This is a genomic window from Olivibacter sp. 47 (assembly GCF_030372825.1).
Lineage (GTDB): Bacteria > Bacteroidota > Bacteroidia > Sphingobacteriales > Sphingobacteriaceae > Olivibacter > Olivibacter oleidegradans.
On record NZ_JAUCNR010000001.1, the window covers coordinates 4188165 to 4204368 of the forward strand.

The following is a 16204-nucleotide window of genomic DNA, read 5'->3' on the forward strand; positions in this document are numbered from 1 at the left end:
ATGATTGCTATTAAAAAAATATTATCGACCGCGACATTAATAAGTGTTGTACTTTTTTCGGGCTGCGAACTGGATAAGTTCCCCTTAAATGGCCCAACAACAGGCACTTTTCCGGCGACGGAAGAAGAAGCAACAATGGGTTTATATGGTGCCTATAAAGGCTTGACCTTGTTGGATGCAGCCAGTACGCCCATCTGGCATGTGATGGATAATATAACCGATATCGGCTATGCGCGTCCGGGGAATAACTATACGTCGCCGATAACCAGTTCATTGACTACTGATAATGCCTTAGCCATCAAACCTTGGGAGGCGCATTATAAAACGATTGCCCGATGCCATTCGGTACTTGACAACTTAGAAAATATAAAAGTGGAAATGCCGGAAGATAGCTACTATCAACTGGATGCAGAGTTAAGGGTGATCCGCGCTTATTGTTATTCACAACTAATTGAATTATACGGGGATGTGCCACTTGTATTACATGCACTTGGCTTAAACGATACCAATCTGCCCCGCACCGCTAAAATGGAAATTCAGCAATGGATTATCGACGAAATGACAGCGGTGGCTGATCGTCTTCCAATAGCGCAAACGCAATATGGAAATGTACGGGTTGGAAGGGTAGCCGCTTATATGTTAAAAGCACGCGTGGCCTTGTATAGCGGCCAGTATACGGTTGCTGCTGAGGCTGCGGCCAAGGCCTTGGAACTGGCAGAAGGTGTTTATGAGCTCACGGCATTTGATGCTTCTTTGGATTATTGTAACAAAACCCATGCGGAAGGTGAACCGGCTTGCTCCAATATTTTTGGATATGCAGGCTATCAATCCAGTAAAGAATGGATTTGGGTGGCCGAGTATAACCAAACCATCAGCGGTAATACCCATAATCAAGGGTATTATATGGCTTCGCGATTAGGGAAAGGCGCAAGTTATTGGGGGCCTACACAAAACCTAATCGACTCTTTTCAGGCAATCGATGGGCTTCCCATTGATGAATCTCCTTTGTATGATCCGGCCAATCCGTTTGTCAATCGAGATCCGCGACTGGATATGTACTGCGCTCGCCCTCATGCGCGCTTAATGGGAATACAGTATGAACCGAATGCAAGCTTCGCGAAAGTGAATAACTATTGGCCGGTTATAGCGGGGCAAAGCAATACACCTGCGGTGGTGAACAATACCGATGCAACGAATGCTTATCGTTCCTTTAGTGGTTATTTGTGGAGAAAGCATACAGATAACGCGGATTATGCGATCAACTCAGCATCCGGCGTGTCTGATTTGAATGTTGGTATTTTTCGCTACGCTGAATTGCTGTTGATTTATGCAGAAGCTAAAATAGAAGCGAATGACATAGACGAATCCGTTTATGAGGCTATCAATAAGATCCGTTCAAGGGCACACATGCCGCCGATTGCGTCAAATTTATCACAGTCTCAATTGCGTACGGCACTTCGTTACGAACGTAAAATTGAATTGTGTAACGACGGTCTTCGCTGGTATGACATCCGACGTTGGAACTTGGCTCCTCAAATCATGAACGGTTATCTTTATCTAAATCGATCCGCCAATACGTGGACGAAAGATGTTCTTGTGGATATTGACGAAAATTACTCACCAATATATAACCATGGTAAGGCCTCCCAGTATTTTAATACCCAGGAACTTGTTTATCGCGAAAATAAAGATGAACTATGGCCCATTCCACAAGCTGAAAGGGATGCGAATAAGAGTTTGACCCAAAATCCCGGTTATTAAACGATTACTAATTTTAAAACAAATAAAATGAAAAGAATTTTTTCTATACTGCTAACCCTAAATCTGTTTTTTTTCATAAAGATTGCTACAGCGCAAGAAGCTTACCGTAAACCTGCCTTGGAACAGAAGGATTCCTGGTCTATGATTATGATCCCCGATCCGCAAAACTATGTGAAATGGAGCAGAAATCAACCTATACTGGATTTAATGATGGCCTGGATCGAAGAAAATATCGATACCCTAAATATTAAAATGGTGATGTGCGTTGGCGATTTAGTCGAACAGAACGATATTATCAATAGAGGCGAAGACGGTAATCAATCTGCGGAACGGCAGTGGGAAGCAATCGCTAGATCATTCGGTAAATTGGATGGCAAAGTTCCATATATTACAGCAACAGGAAATCATGACTACAGCATTGACCGGGAAGGCAAACGTTCATCACAGTTCAATAAGTTTTTTAAAATTGATAAGAATTGGATGAACAGAAAGATCATAGCACAAAATGGTACAAATGAAATAGGCGAACCGACTTTGGAAAATTCAGCTTACGAGATGCGTTCACTGAATGGGAAAGACTATTTATTCCTAACTATCGAGTTTGCGCCACGGGATACCGTGCTGACATGGGCCAAAACGATTGCCAATATGGAACAATATAAGAATCATCGTATTGTATTGATGACGCATGCTTACCTGAACAACAAAGATGAGCGAACAACGGGCAAACCAAAATGGTTTGTCTATGAGCCTTATTCTATCCATAATCGCATACAAAAATCACCAACCATTGAGCTGCCTTCTGCCAATAATGGAAAGCATATATGGGAGAAACTGGTACAGCCGGCATCAAATATTGAGCTTGTTTTATGTGGCCATATTTCGGGCGAAGGTTATCGAGCTGATAAGAACGACGCCGGTAAGAAGGTGCATCAGATGTTGTTTGATGCCCAGTCAATGGGAGGAGGTCATCGTAATGGAAATGGTGGAGATGGCTGGTTACGTATATTGGAATTTTTTCCTGATAATAAAACCGTAAAAGTGAAGACCTTCTCGCCATTTTTTGCCGCTTCACCAACCACACAGCAATTTGCCTGGAAAACTGATAGTCGGAATGAATTTATTATCGAATTTGATTAATAAACTTAAAGGGGGAGATCCCCCCTTTCCTGCTACCATTTTTCACCGTTTTTAAAATTAACAATAGCTTAACCTTGTAAACATACCTTTGCCATGTCAATCTTAAACTATGGTGTATCAAACGCTCGAACTTCGATGGTGGGAGGCTGTTCAAAAACAGGACGACCGATCACTGTTTAATAGATTGTACCTCAAACACTGGGAGGCGCTTTACATTATTGCGTGGAACCGAACCAAAGATGAGGACGTAGCGAAAGATATTGTACAGGACGTCTTTATTAACTTTTGGGAGCGACGTAAACACATTGTCATTCGTACCAGCGTGATTCAATATCTAACGGGTGCTTTAAAAAATCGCCTTATTGACTACTTCCAATCGGAACAGGTTAAACGGCGGGTCTTTGAATATGTGCTGCAACAGATGGGTAAGGTGATATGGCAATCCGACAATGCTGCCGCCTACCAGGAGGTAGAGGACGCTTTTGATGAAACATTAAATGCTATGCCGGAAAACATGCGGAAATCACTTCTTTTGCGTTTGGAAAATCAGAGTATTTCAGATATTGCTAAGCAGCTGAACCTTGCCGAACAAACAGTAAGCAATTTGCATACAGAAGCAGGTAAACGCTTACGAAAAAAAATGCTGCTTCGATTAAAAGGCGCTGCATTGCCCACAACCATTGTTTTTCTTCAGGCGCTTAACGATTTGTTAATAAATAAATAACAATTTATAGAAGTAATTTGAGCCCTTTTTGTAGACGTATCGATAAAAGACGAATACGTGTACGCAAATCGATTTAGAAGACTATTACGGAAATACCATACAAAAAGGGCTACTCCCGAAGAGCGCCGGTTGGTAGACGATTGGTATAATTCTTTTGATGACTCCCCACGCTTAACTTACACACAGCGGAAGATACTCCGTAATGAGTTACACACCAATATACAAAAGCAGCTATTCCTCCATGAAGATCCAATCGTTAGAAAAATGCGATGGCTACCATTCCGCAAGCTAATTGCTGCCTCAATTCTATTATGCACAACCGGAATGATTGCATGGCTCTTCATTGTCCGAAACGGGGAGAAATTGCCTTCCGAAAAACGGGAATGGGTAGAGGTAGCGGCTGCTGCGGGAAGATTAAAAAAGGTGACCTTACCTGATAGCACCGAGGTGTGGTTGAATACCGATACCAAGATCGGGTTCTTTAAGCCCTTTGAGCATGGGGAGACGCGAGAAGTAACACTTTTGGAAGGTGAAGCGTTCTTTTCTGTGAGCCCGGACAAGACCAAACCTTTTATTGTTCACGCTCAGGGCATAGAAACACGTGTATTAGGAACATCGTTTACCGTACATGCCTATAAGGAGCTGGACGAACTACGTGTATCAGTTTCAACAGGGATGGTTCAGGTAAGGCGTGTTGACGGGTATTCATTGGGAACGCTAAGCAGGGGAGAGGAAGTCGTGTATAACAAAGTTGAAGGTACCAATTTTACACGGGAGGCCGACCCCGAGGTCCGCTCCGCTTGGACATCAGGTACTACCTATTTTAGTGAAGCATCCTTTGCCGAATTAGCGCTCGCTTTTCGTCATACCTATGGCTTGCATTTGAAAGCCCATAATGAGGCCATATTTCATCAACGATACAGCATCCAATTGGATAGACATACCAGATATGATGACTTTGTAAAAGCACTTTGTGCTATTCATAAAAACCGATATAGAAAGGAGGAAAATGCAATTATAATTTATTGATAAGTAGCGGTTGACAAGGCAAGTCGTCAACCGCGTGATAAAAGACAGCATACCTTCGAACCGTTGCTGTCCTTATAAATAGCAATGATATCTAAACAAAGCTACTTTACGTGATAAAAATACGAATTACTAATCTTTTGTTATTCTTTTTTATTCGGGAGTCGTAGCACAGATTGTAATTAATGAAAATCAATAACGAGTACTTTAAACAAGTAATGAGAATATCTTACATAATTCTACTTAATGTACTACTGATCGCTCAGAGCCTATGGGCCAATGGAGCACTTGCACAATTATTGGAGAGGGAAGTAAACCTGACATTAACGGGCGACAATGCTTGGTCGGCCATACAAAAACTGGAAAAGCAATCGATCCGATTTGCTTATCACGCAGAACAACTTGGATTGGGTAAAATACGCGTGCCCGATCAGACATTTGAGGGGGAAACGGTAGCACATATTTTACAATATCTCTTTCATGATTCACCGGTTAAATATACAGAGGCAAATGGCTATATCATCTTAAATAAGAGACAGCAAGCAGTCAAAGTTATCGGACAGGTAACCGATAAAGATGGTATGCCCTTAGCTGACGCAACAGTTCGTGCGATGGAAGCTAATCGCGCTGTGCTTACCGATACGGAAGGACGTTTTAGCCTATCCTTAGTACCCGGTAACTATCGCTTGGAAGTTAGTCACCTAGCCTTTGAAACCGAGCGACAAAATATAGTTGTTGAGCCGGAGAAAAATATTCCGATCAGCATCGCGCTTACAGCAAAAGTGGGCGAATTAAATGAAGTGATTGTAACAGCTTTAGGGATCAAGCGCGAAGAAAAGGCTTTAGGCTATTCCACGACAACTGTCAAAGGTCAGCAGCTAACAGAAGCCTTATCGAGTAATTGGATGGACGCCTTATCAGGCAAAGTGGCAGGTTTAAATTTAATGCGCTCTAACGCTGGTCCGGTAGGGTCAACTAAAATTATTCTTCGCGGCGAAAACAACCTTACCGGCGAAAACGAAGCACTGATCGTTGTAGATGGAGTTGTCATCAACAATGGATCCGGCCGCCGTTCGGGAAACAGCTCCGATGCAATATATGGTACAGGAAGCGATAATATGCCGGCAGACTATGGTTCTGGCTTGGACGATATTAATCCGGAAGATATCGAAAGCGTCACGGTACTCAAGGGACCGGGAGCGGCCGCACTATACGGCCAAAGAGCAGCAAATGGCGCGGTAATCATCACCACAAAGTCGGGTAGACGTAAATCGAAGGGATTGGGTGTTACGGTTAATTCTAATTTTTCAATGGAAAGTGTGAATCGCTGGCCGGATCTACAATACGAATATGGGCAAGGTCTTGGAGGGGCGGCTTACTATTCTTACGGAGCATCGGTAGATGGATCAAGTACCAGTGGAACAAGTTCCGCGTATGGACCTAAATTTGACGGGCAATCCTTTTTCCAATATGATCCTATTAAACAGGCGGTGGGAGATCAACGAACGCCTTGGGTTCCTTATAACAATATAACCGATTTCTTCGAAACAGGTAAAACATTTACAAACAGCGTTACTATCGATGGGGGCACTGATAATACCACAGCGCGCTTCTCGGCAACCAATGTAAATAATTCATGGATAACGCCCAATACAGGGTATAAACGGAACACCTTTGCTTTATCGGTAAATTCTAAAGTGAGCGAAAAACTAAGCATCAGCTCAAAAATTAATTACAACAACCGTTGGAGCGATAATTTGCCGGGAGCTGGTTATGGAAACCAATCGCTCATGTATTGGTTTATTTTCTGGCAACCGAGTGCTGATTTAAATTGGCTGAGAAACTATTGGGTAAATGGCCAAGAAGGATTGGCTATTAAGTATCCTTTTAGCACCTATCCGGAAAACCCTTATGCGATATCGTATGAATTTATTAATAGCAATAATCGACATACTTTTACCGGTAATGCACAGGCTTCCTATCAATTCGACAAGCGTTTCAGTGTGCAGCTTCGTACAACGTTGGATTTTTCAAATGAAAACAGGACCCAAAATCGTCCGTATGACGCGGGTTCAAAATTACCTGAAGGAAGTCATCGCACGCAGCATATTTTTTCGAAAGAATCTTCAGCTGATTTCTTATTACGTTACAACACAATTTCAAAAGGGATCGTTGATTTCGGAGCAACACTTGGTGGAAGTACGCTGCAAAACGAATATCGCCGTGAATCGCTTACTTCAGATGGCTTGAGCTATCCCGGGGTTTACAATCATAATAATTCGAAATATGGGGTGGCCACTAATCAGGTAATCGATCGCTTTGAAATTAACAGCTTTTACGGATTACTGACCAGCGGGTATCGTGATTATTTGTTCCTGGATGTTACGGGGCGTATTGACTGGACAAGCACACTCGCCACCCCACAATATCCTAATAAAAGTAAAGGCTTCTTTTACCCATCTGTTAATGGAAGTTTTATCCTGTCGGAGTTTTTCAGTTTACCGCATGTCATCAGCTTTGCTAAGCTTCGTGCTTCTTATGCTGAAGTTGGATCGGGTGTACAACGCCCTTATCAAACGCAATTTGTTTACACCTCACCTAATAGCCTTATCGGTGGTTCATTAGCGAATCCTACAACCTTAACTAACCCTTTTATAGAGCCGTTACGTACGCGTTCCATTGAATTGGGTACAGACGTTCGATTGTTTGACAGCCGATTTAATGTAGATGTGGCGGTCTACAAAGGGAATACGTTTAACCAACATCTTTATCGCGTTATCGATGCCGCCTCGGGGTATCGAAATTACCTGATGAATATTGGCGAAGTAAGCAACCGTGGAATAGAAGTGGCCGTCAATACCGATCAGATCAAGAACAAAGATGGGTTTAGCTGGTCGTCAATGATTACATTTAGTGCGAACCGGAATCGTATCGAAGAATTGGCTGATAGTTCGTTGGTTTTGCAACAACGTTCAGTCGGTTCGGGTCAACTGGTAGCCCATGTAGGTGGCAGTATGGGCGATCTTTATGGGATCGGATATCTACGCGCACCAGATGGTCAAGTAATTTACGATGAAAAAACTGGCTACGCTCGATTAACCAATGATGTTGTTTATCTGGGTAACACCATTCCTAAGGGGAAAATCAGTTTTGGTAATACCTTTTCATATCGAAATCTTCGGTTAAATGTGCTTTTTGATGCGCAATGGGGCGCCGTAGCACACTCCCTCACGCATTATAAGCTGGCAGAACAGGGGAAAACCAAGAATACCTTGCCTGGGCGGTATAGTGGCATCATTGGCAATGGTGTGATACAGAATCCCGATGGTAGCTATCGGCCTAACGATGTGATCGCAACCAATATTGATGAATATTACCGATCGCACTACGGCGCTGATAATGCGGAGGGAAGCACTTATCCGACCGATTTTATCAAATTTCGAGAGGCAAGGCTTGATTACACATTACCTGCCAAATTAATATCCCGTTGGGGGGTAGAGCGTGTTACGCTTGGAGTATACGGACGGAATCTCTTTGTATGGACAAAATGGCCGGCATTTGATCCTGAGTTCGGTACCTTGGATCAGGGCGATATCGTAAAAGGCTTTGAAATTGCTCAGTTCCCCTCTACCAGAACATACGGACTTAATTTGATTGTTAGCTTCTAAAATATTAAAAAATGAAGAGAAATATTATTTATGGTCTTTTGCTCCTTGTCGCTGCATTACTCAGCAGCTGCGATAAAGGCTTTGAGGAATTAAATACAGATCCTACTAAAACAACGGAAGCTTATCCTTATCAGTTTATGGCTAATGCGCTCATCAATTCGGTGAGCTATAACATGGCGCGCAACCGCACCTTCAATAATGAACTGATGCAAGTAACAGTATCACTTGGTGACGGGGATGGAAAAGTGTTTCGTTATGACTTTCGGCGAAACTGGGCCGACTATTTATGGAATAGCCACTATACGGAGCTTACTAACTACAAAGATCTCTATCTCAAAGCACTCGAAGGGATAAACTTTAATCGTTCGTATCAAGGAATTTCGCTGCTTTTTCAAACGTGGACTTACTCTATTCTGACAGACACCTATGGAGATATTCCTTATTCGCAATCGAACTTGGGACGCGACTCCCTGATCTTGGAACCTCGTTTCGATGCGCAAAAGGACATTTATTTAGATATGTATCAGAAGCTAGATTCTGCTAATACATTGCTAAGCAGTAACGATATTATTGAAGCCATACATGACCCTGTGTACGGTGGAGATGTTAGTAAATGGCGTAAATTGTGTAATTCGCTCTACTTAAGGTTGTTGTTGCGTGCGTCGCACAAGGCGGATGTGCAGGATATGGTGATCTCAAAAATACAGGAAATCTTAACCAATAGTTCAAAATATCCTGTATTTACAAATAACGATGATTCTGCCATTTTGCGATGGACAGGCGAAGGTGCCTATCGCTCACCCTATATGAACACCAGGGCACAAGATTTTAGGGGAGTAGGAATCTGTAGTTTTTTTATTGATTTCTTGCGTGATACGAATGATCCACGCATTAATATCCCGGAATACGGAACTTCAGGCATTAATCGTTGGGGAATCGCTCCGGTTTCGGGAAATTTTGTGGGGGTGCCATCGGGCTATGCAGCAGGGACTGAAGAATATACCCGGATGTCCTATTTCTATTCTTATGACCAAAATAGTGGGGTTAACAGTTTGCAGACAGAGCCACTGACCGGTATAATTATGAATTTTGCTGAGCTGCAGCTTATCAAGGCAGAAGTCGTGCTTAGAGGTTGGGTGGCGGGTTCTGCCGAAGAGTACTTCTATAGCGGTGCGGAAAGTAGTATTAAACTTTGGTTACCCAATTGGGACGTGTCAATACGTGCACATTTGGCTGCATCAGATGTACAATGGGACGAATCGGCCGGTTTCGAGGAAAAGATGGCACGTATTCACCAACAAAAATATTATGCTTTGTTTTTGGTAGATCTTCAGCAGTGGTTTGAATACAGGCGAACCGGTTACCCAGTGCTACCTAAAGGTGAGGGATTAGCAAATAATGGCGAAATGCCGGCCCGCTTATTTTATCCGGTGTACGTTCAGTCGTCAAATCCTACTAATTACAAACTGGCTATTGCGCAGCAGGGGCCTGATGAAATCAATACAAAAGTTTGGTGGCAAAAACCATAAATGCAATGAAGAAAACGAGTTTATATTTACTTATACTATTAGTGGTTGGTACGCTGTTGTCTGCGTGTACCAAGACAAATTACCCCGGGGGTGAGGTAAGTCCTTACATCGGTATTTATGACCTCCGGAGTCTCTATAAGGATAGTCCGGTGACGCTGACCGTCGAATCATTGGGCGGTTCAAGCAAAATTGCAGGATGGGTTATTTCCGATCATCGGGAAGGGAACTTGCCTGAAGGATTATTAATCATTCAAGATAAGCGCCGTTTAAACTTCCAAAGGGGTATCAGTATCGCTCTGGGGGCTGAAGCTGCGGATTACCTTCCAGGGGATTCCGTGGTGATCGACGTGGTGGGGGCTGAGATGAATCGCGTGGATGGCATCCTTCAACTAAGTGGTATCAGTACGGAGAAGGTTACCCGTGTAGCCAGTGGTTTGACGTTACCTGCTAATGTCGTGACTATTGACCAGATTTTGCTAAAACCGAATGATTATGAAAGTACACTTGTCGCCATTGTTAAGGGTGGTTTTAACCCGATACCAAAGACGGGAGAAACAGTTGGCGGCTCAAAAACGATCAACGACGGTTTCGGTAACTTAACATTGGAGACGGATAATCAAGCGGCCTTTGCAAATCAAGAAGTTTATAAAATGGCCAATTATTATGGAATCATTTTCAACCACATTACAGATAGCGGTACTTTAGTGCCTTATCATCGTCCTCGACGCGGTGCAGATATTGTCGCTTTAAATTCAGACTATGCGATTCCGAAGGTTATCATCACCGGGTTTGCGAGCGACCCTCGAGGTACGGACGCTAACAATGAATACATCCAGTTAATGGCTACGCAGGATATCGATTTCTCGAAGACACCTTTTTCTTTGGTCACCACCAATAATGCCAATGCTTCTACACCAACAGGTTTTCCCGCCAATGGTTGGGCCACGGGAGGAGTACGGACTTATAAATTTAACTTAAGTTCAGGATTTGCTCCTAAAGGAACCTATTTTTATGTAGGTGGAACCAATAAGCGGATTAACAGCACAAACTCCACCGATATATCGAGTGCAAACTGGATTACAGCCTACGCCTATAATAGCAATCCAGGTTTTGATTTTGGTAATCCCACAACTAATCTGCTGGCCAACTCCGGAAATGCATCTGGAATTGCCGTTTTTGAGGGTACCGAGGTTACAAAGGAATCAGTCCCGGTTGATGTTATCTTTGTTGGTACCGGAGGTAGCTTGTTTAACGGAAGCAATGTAGGCTATCCTATTACAAATACCGATTGGTATGATATTATCAATCCGCTTGATATGGCAGTACAAGCTTTTTATCGAGCCGGCACGAACACAAAAGCACTTACCTACCATACGCCATCGGATGCGGGTTACTTTTATATGTTAGGTGGCAAGTATAATCTCGCCCTTGGTAGGTGGACTAAAGCACGTAGCCAAGGCAGCTTTTTAATGACAAAAGAAACACAGTTAGAAGAAATAGAAGGAGAAGAGGCCACTAAGTTATTGGATAATTAACAGTCGGTCAGGTCGGTTGGGTCTGTTATGAGTCAACCGACCTGTTTTTAGCCTAAGCAGATCGTAATTTATTCTTTTTTGCGTGCTGAATAGAAAGCGAAATTTGGAAGATCATACCAAGGATAATCACGAGCATACCACTAAAACCGTAGAGATTTGGTAGAGAAGCGTTGATTAACCAAATTTCACCGATTAATGTGAAAAATATTTCGAAGACCTGCGTAGCTTCTACAGTCGCTAATGCTATCGGATCGTGCTTCACCATCTGAGTAGCTTTATAAAAACCTACTCCACCCAGAAAACCGGAGAATATGGCTGAGTAAAAAGATGCCTGCAATTGGGGTCCGGGAGCCATACCTACTTGCGAAAAGGCATAGGTGGCAAGTACTAACCACAAGGGAAGAGAACCTACCGTTAAACCCAGCACTCTTTGCATGGCATTTAGCGGCACCTGTCGGCTATCCAGTTCTATTAATAATTTGCGATTGGCAAGTGGCCAGACAATGGCTCCTACGAGCACCAAAACGAAGCTGATCATCAAGGAGCGTCCGTCATGCAATTGCATAAGTTTATCAAGTTGCATGATCAGCACGCCGAATACAACTAATAAGGAAAGTGCCAAAGCTCTAACTGGAATTTTCTTTCGATGATCGTTATAAAGAAAGGGCGCTAAAAGCACGCCTGCTAAGATGTTAATCTGAAAGGTTGCTGCAACTAGCCAACCGGGAATAAGCAAAGAAGCCAATGCCATACAGGTATATAATCCCCCAAATCCGATGCTCCCCCATTTAAAAAATAAAAGAGGATAACGCTTTATGGCCTGCCAGAAAGTTTTGAATTTCTTTGTAACCAATAACGGGAGAAGCATTACAGGAATCATAAATAAGCTTCTTAAGCAAGCTGTCCATGCCCAATGACTACCGGTATGGGCTAATAAACTATTGATGGTAAATGTAGAGGATAAAAATAGCGCGGAGGTAATGCCTATTATTATTGCCAAAATTGTATTCCGTTGTGCCTTCATAGGAAGGCAAAAATACAAGTCATGCGAACAGGGCTATAGTGATTTCCTGTTAATGTCCGGTACTTTTAGGCACTGTGTATCGCTCTATACTTAAGTGGTGTGAATCCGGTGACACGCTTAAAAAAGCGGCCGAAATAAGCGGGGTCATTGAATCCTAGATCAAAAGCAATCTCTTTTATGCTGTTCGAAGTGCTCAACAGTGCCATTTTTGCTTCTGTTAAGAGCTTATCTTCGAAAAGTTCATGAACCGTTTTCCCGGTTGCTTTCCGACAAATCCTATTGAGTGTTTTCGCTGGCACATGAAGCATATTAAGGTAAAAATTAATTCCATGTGCATCGCGGTAGTGCTTTTGGATCAATTTCCGCAAATCCAAGAGGACTTTACGCTCCGGATTCGATAAAATCACCGACTTTTTCTCAGAAGCATGTTTGGTGTTCAATAGTAATAAGAGGCTAGCTGTTAAATGAAAAAGCATATTCTTACCTAGCGGTTTTTGATTCTGCTCTAACAAAAGAAGCTGAATAATATGTCTAAGAAAGCGTATTGTATCTTCATCCATATCAACAAAAGGCTGCGTACTAAATGTATCAAAAAGGCCTTTGCCTTCTTCCTGTGGATGTAAGCTGAAAAAGTATTGCATTAATTCTTCACTGATCAGAAATATCCACCCTGAGCGTTCAAATTCCGGGAATTGGTGCACCTGCCCGAGCTGAAGGAAATATATACGATTCCGTTGAAGCGGATAGGGCTTGAAATTAATAAAGTGTTCACCATCCCCTAGAGCCCAAACCAGTTCGTAATGATCATGGCGATGCGGTGTGGCAGATAGATTTTGATAGTCTTTCTGTAAGCGTTCGATCCTCAGGTAATGTTCTCGAATAAGTGTCTGTACCGGTAATTTTTTGAATTTTTGCATGCAAACTGTTCCTGTATTATTGAAGTTTGATGTCAACGAAAATATGAAAGTCGACGAGTGAAAAAAAAATCGGTTAGTAAAACAAATTTGATAAAAATGCGTTATTGAGATAAGGTTTAGGTTGATTATAATACACAAAGGCTGTCGTTACTCAAAACGCAGCCTTTGTGATTTCTCGATTTCTTCTAAATCGTTATTCTCCAAGCGCGTGTACAATGGCATTCCTTTGTACGGTGTCTTTTTCTTGAAATTGTATACTACGTTTATACGTATCAAAGGTGAAAAAAACCTCACCGGGGCTCGCTGAGTCATCATCAAAAAACAATTTAAAACTGTTCGTTGAAGGTTTGTTGGGATCAAAAGACTTCTTATTCGACGAAAACGCCAAGGGCTGAATAGGGGCTGCTTTCATTTTCCGAATGCCATCTACTTTCCATAAGCTCGCTAGCGCAGTTACAAAAGCGTCGCTCGGCGCTCCGGCACTTTTAAAGGTGATGCTTCCTTTTTTAAAGCCATCTTTCTGATTAACAGAACCATCTTTGTTAATGCCGGCAGTAATGTTTTTACTAATCTCAACTAAAAAACTGACGGTGTCGTTTTGATAAAGCCCTTTGGCGGTATACGCAATGGACGTATCACTATCTTTTTTGTCTGTTAAGCTGAGATAGATTACAGACGGATTATCTGGATTGCTGGCTATTGGAAACAATCTAACGGTTTCAGTTTTAGTCGCGTCTGCGCTTTTAGGCTTATTGTTGCAGGAAGTAAGCAAAGTAATTGCCGAGAGCATCACAAGGGGCCAACCCAATTTGTTATATGTATTCATTATATAAGCGTTTAGAAAGGTTTTATTCTATTTTTAGAAACGTTGCAAGTTACCTTTTGTTTTTGATTCTTACCCCGTTTTTAAAGCACCTGACGTGCAAGCTTTCAACGAGTTATTTCCATGTTATAAACAAAATATAAAATAAGCTATAATAAACATGAAATAGATCTTATATAAAAATTCAATTTTATCGTTTATTAACCGTTTTTTATCGTAAAATCTATCGTATTTTTATAGTAAATTTACGATGATAAAACGATGATATTACGATTATTTTGGATATTTAACCATTTTCATATTCTTTTTCTATGTCTTTATAACCTTAGTTATATTAAAGAACTGGTTACAGTGGGTGAAATAACATGAGACCCTGTTACCTATATCCGGTACGAGGTTAAAGATTCAAGGCGGTATAGATTCGAGAAAGGTATTAACGATTTTCAGGCTTCAGCGTAAATTTCTTTCCGATATCATTTTATAGTTGGCAATACTTTCTTTTAGCGCGCCGATTTTTTCATTTAATTCTTGATCAAAATCTTTATCGCGTCCCAACTGGGCTCGATGGGTTGGGTCTGTTAAAGTTTCCAATTCTGCAACTCGCTTGGATATCTGATCAAGCATTTTAACCGATAGTCCTTTTTCACTTAGCGTAAGTTCTGTTAAACGGGGCAATAAGGCAATCAATAAGGTAAATACAGAAGCTAAAATGAAGTAAGCGTAGGTCTGTCCCTCTGTGTGCTTATCATCGCGAATAAGGGCATAGACGAAAATGAATATAGGAAATATTAATAAAATCCGGTTATCAATTTTTTTCATGATCGATTATCTTTAAACCTCTCTTTTTAGTACCAGCTTTTCCGTACTGATTTCGCAGATGGTGTATTGCTCTTTATTATCGGTATCAAAACGTAAAATGAGTTTATCTTGCTCCAGCTGCCACGATCCCGTGTCATATCGCGGTACATCATCGCGGCCGGGATGTGAATTAACCAACTTTCCGTCTTCTTCCAGGTTGATTTTATCACGTCCTCTAGCCAGGGGCAATGAAAACCCCTCAGGTCGATAAACCATTTCATCGCCGCTGTCCTCTTCAAAAGAGTGAACCCATTTCCCTTTTAAATATTCTTTATTCATTGTCTTCAATGGCTGGTTTTGTCGCGAGTAACGAGGCGCGCGGGCCGAGCAAAGTGGCTTTCATCCTAGCGGCTTGTCCCTTTGTGAACATAAACATACTGTCGTCATCCACATAATCCATGTAGTTCATAAACATGTCGCCATGGGGAGCATTGTTACAGGAAATTTTCGGAAAAGTAGGCTTTTCATAATTAGGTCCCAATTGGTTTGGCGTATCTTCTACATAATCGGTATCTTCACAGGAATTGCTTCTTCCGTCGCCGAAGATATGGGAAAGATTCAGGTAGTGCCCTACCTCATGCGTGGTAGTCCGCCCCAAATTGAAAGGTGCTTCGGCTGTACCCATGGTACCAAAGGCCCTGAAATTAATGACAACGCCATCTGTATCACTTGGACCGCCAGGAAATTGTGCATAACCTAGGAGACCTTCCTGTAGGTTGCAAACCCAAATATTTAAGTATTTGTCGGTCGGCCAGGCGTCAATGCCACCCATCTCGGTGCTTTTCACTGCATTGTCGGTGCCAAAAGAGGCCACTTCGGTCTGTGTTCTCGTAATGCCGTCAGGAGCCAGTTCAAAATCAATAAAACAATCCGCGGCCAATTCTTCCCATACGGAGGGTACTTTTCCCTTATCCGTATTCTGTCGGCGAAAATCGGCGTTTAACACGTCTATTTGACTTCTTACTTGCTCATCCGAAATATTTTCCGTTGGTGTATGATAGACGATATGCACAACGACCTGAATCTTAGCGGGAGCAGCAAACCGTAAGGTCTTGCGTCCCTCTAAAACCTTGTCGATATCACTTTCAATAAGTGCTTGCGCCCGCATATACTCGGGAAAAATATCAGCTTGGCGATGAAAAACTTCCATCGTGGCGCAGTGCCGTCTTTTTTTGTCTTGCTTCATTTTAGGTCTTTTT

The 16204-nt window shown here is 42.2% G+C and carries 13 protein-coding genes; 7 read left to right on the top strand and 6 right to left on the bottom strand.

Annotation, left to right across the window (positions count from 1 at the left end; all coding sequences use genetic code 11):
- The 7 genes from QT327_RS18350 to QT327_RS18380 all read left to right on the top strand — a co-directional run bounded on the left by QT327_RS18350 (window position 1) and on the right by QT327_RS18380 (window position 11383).
- Entirely contained in the window at window positions 1–1761 is a 1761-nt protein-coding gene (locus QT327_RS18350) for a RagB/SusD family nutrient uptake outer membrane protein (protein ID WP_289553647.1), read from the top strand.
- A 27-nt stretch (window positions 1762–1788) separates the two neighbouring features.
- The gene (locus tag QT327_RS18355; protein ID WP_149105380.1) at window positions 1789–2901 is read left to right on the top strand and encodes a metallophosphoesterase; all 1113 of its coding nucleotides are present in this window, start codon (window positions 1789–1791) and stop codon (window positions 2899–2901) included.
- A 109-nt stretch (window positions 2902–3010) separates the two neighbouring features.
- Window positions 3011–3625, top strand: a complete 615-nt coding sequence (locus tag QT327_RS18360; protein ID WP_149105381.1) for an RNA polymerase sigma factor — start codon at window positions 3011–3013, stop codon at window positions 3623–3625.
- A gap of 57 nt (window positions 3626–3682) precedes the next feature.
- Window positions 3683–4654 carry a FecR family protein gene (locus QT327_RS18365; protein WP_289553649.1) on the top strand — a complete coding sequence of 324 codons (972 nt, stop codon included), beginning with the start codon at window positions 3683–3685 and terminating at the stop codon, window positions 4652–4654.
- Between the two features lie 215 nt (window positions 4655–4869).
- A complete protein-coding gene (locus QT327_RS18370; RefSeq protein ID WP_289553650.1) occupies window positions 4870–8319 on the top strand; it encodes a SusC/RagA family TonB-linked outer membrane protein in 3450 nt (1149 codons plus the stop codon).
- Between the two features lie 11 nt (window positions 8320–8330).
- The gene (locus QT327_RS18375; protein ID WP_149105384.1) at window positions 8331–9848 is read left to right on the top strand and encodes a SusD/RagB family nutrient-binding outer membrane lipoprotein; all 1518 of its coding nucleotides are present in this window, start codon (window positions 8331–8333) and stop codon (window positions 9846–9848) included.
- 5 nt (window positions 9849–9853) lie between these two features.
- Window positions 9854–11383, top strand: coding sequence for a DUF5689 domain-containing protein (locus QT327_RS18380; RefSeq protein WP_149105385.1), 1530 nt, complete (start codon window positions 9854–9856; stop codon window positions 11381–11383).
- 52 nt (window positions 11384–11435) lie between these two features.
- On the opposite strand, the gene QT327_RS18385 is transcribed toward QT327_RS18380, so the two are convergent.
- The 6 genes from QT327_RS18385 to QT327_RS18410 all read right to left on the bottom strand — a co-directional run bounded on the left by QT327_RS18385 (window position 11436) and on the right by QT327_RS18410 (window position 16191).
- Window positions 11436–12407 (bottom strand): DMT family transporter, encoded by a 972-nt coding sequence (locus tag QT327_RS18385; RefSeq protein WP_246860263.1) that lies wholly within the window; start codon window positions 12405–12407, stop codon window positions 11436–11438.
- Window positions 12408–12472: 65 nt separating this feature from the next.
- Window positions 12473–13324: a helix-turn-helix domain-containing protein gene (locus tag QT327_RS18390; protein WP_149105387.1), complete on the bottom strand. Its 852-nt coding sequence runs from the start codon at window positions 13322–13324 to the stop codon at window positions 12473–12475.
- 193 nt (window positions 13325–13517) lie between these two features.
- Window positions 13518–14150 (bottom strand): hypothetical protein, encoded by a 633-nt coding sequence (locus QT327_RS18395; RefSeq protein ID WP_149105388.1) that lies wholly within the window; start codon window positions 14148–14150, stop codon window positions 13518–13520.
- A 447-nt stretch (window positions 14151–14597) separates the two neighbouring features.
- Window positions 14598–14966, bottom strand: a complete 369-nt coding sequence (locus tag QT327_RS18400) for a hypothetical protein (protein WP_149105389.1) — start codon at window positions 14964–14966, stop codon at window positions 14598–14600.
- A gap of 12 nt (window positions 14967–14978) precedes the next feature.
- Entirely contained in the window at window positions 14979–15284 is a 306-nt protein-coding gene (locus tag QT327_RS18405) for a lipocalin-like domain-containing protein (RefSeq protein ID WP_041387333.1), read from the bottom strand.
- Complete coding sequence (locus tag QT327_RS18410) at window positions 15277–16191, bottom strand: zinc metalloprotease (protein ID WP_049794994.1); 915 nt, start codon at window positions 16189–16191, stop codon at window positions 15277–15279. Before QT327_RS18410 ends, QT327_RS18405 begins: the two co-directional genes overlap by 8 nt.
- Window positions 16192–16204 lie beyond the last annotated feature (13 nt).

What these genes read in the sequence shown, in the direction of transcription:
- QT327_RS18350 (WP_289553647.1), top strand. Translation starts at nt 1, where the DNA reads ATGATTGCTATTAAAAAAATATTATCGACCGCGACATTAATAAGTGTT.
- QT327_RS18355 (WP_149105380.1), top strand. Translation starts at nt 1,789, where the DNA reads ATGAAAAGAATTTTTTCTATACTGCTAACCCTAAATCTGTTTTTTTTC.
- QT327_RS18360 (WP_149105381.1), top strand. Translation starts at nt 3,011, where the DNA reads ATGGTGTATCAAACGCTCGAACTTCGATGGTGGGAGGCTGTTCAAAAA.
- QT327_RS18370 (WP_289553650.1), top strand. Translation starts at nt 4,870, where the DNA reads ATGAGAATATCTTACATAATTCTACTTAATGTACTACTGATCGCTCAG.
- QT327_RS18375 (WP_149105384.1), top strand. Translation starts at nt 8,331, where the DNA reads ATGAAGAGAAATATTATTTATGGTCTTTTGCTCCTTGTCGCTGCATTA.
- QT327_RS18380 (WP_149105385.1), top strand. Translation starts at nt 9,854, where the DNA reads ATGAAGAAAACGAGTTTATATTTACTTATACTATTAGTGGTTGGTACG.
- QT327_RS18385 (WP_246860263.1), bottom strand. Translation starts at nt 12,407, where the DNA reads ATGAAGGCACAACGGAATACAATTTTGGCAATAATAATAGGCATTACC.
- QT327_RS18390 (WP_149105387.1), bottom strand. Translation starts at nt 13,324, where the DNA reads ATGCAAAAATTCAAAAAATTACCGGTACAGACACTTATTCGAGAACAT.
- QT327_RS18395 (WP_149105388.1), bottom strand. Translation starts at nt 14,150, where the DNA reads ATGAATACATATAACAAATTGGGTTGGCCCCTTGTGATGCTCTCGGCA.
- QT327_RS18400 (WP_149105389.1), bottom strand. Translation starts at nt 14,966, where the DNA reads ATGAAAAAAATTGATAACCGGATTTTATTAATATTTCCTATATTCATT.
- QT327_RS18405 (WP_041387333.1), bottom strand. Translation starts at nt 15,284, where the DNA reads ATGAATAAAGAATATTTAAAAGGGAAATGGGTTCACTCTTTTGAAGAG.
- QT327_RS18410 (WP_049794994.1), bottom strand. Translation starts at nt 16,191, where the DNA reads ATGAAGCAAGACAAAAAAAGACGGCACTGCGCCACGATGGAAGTTTTT.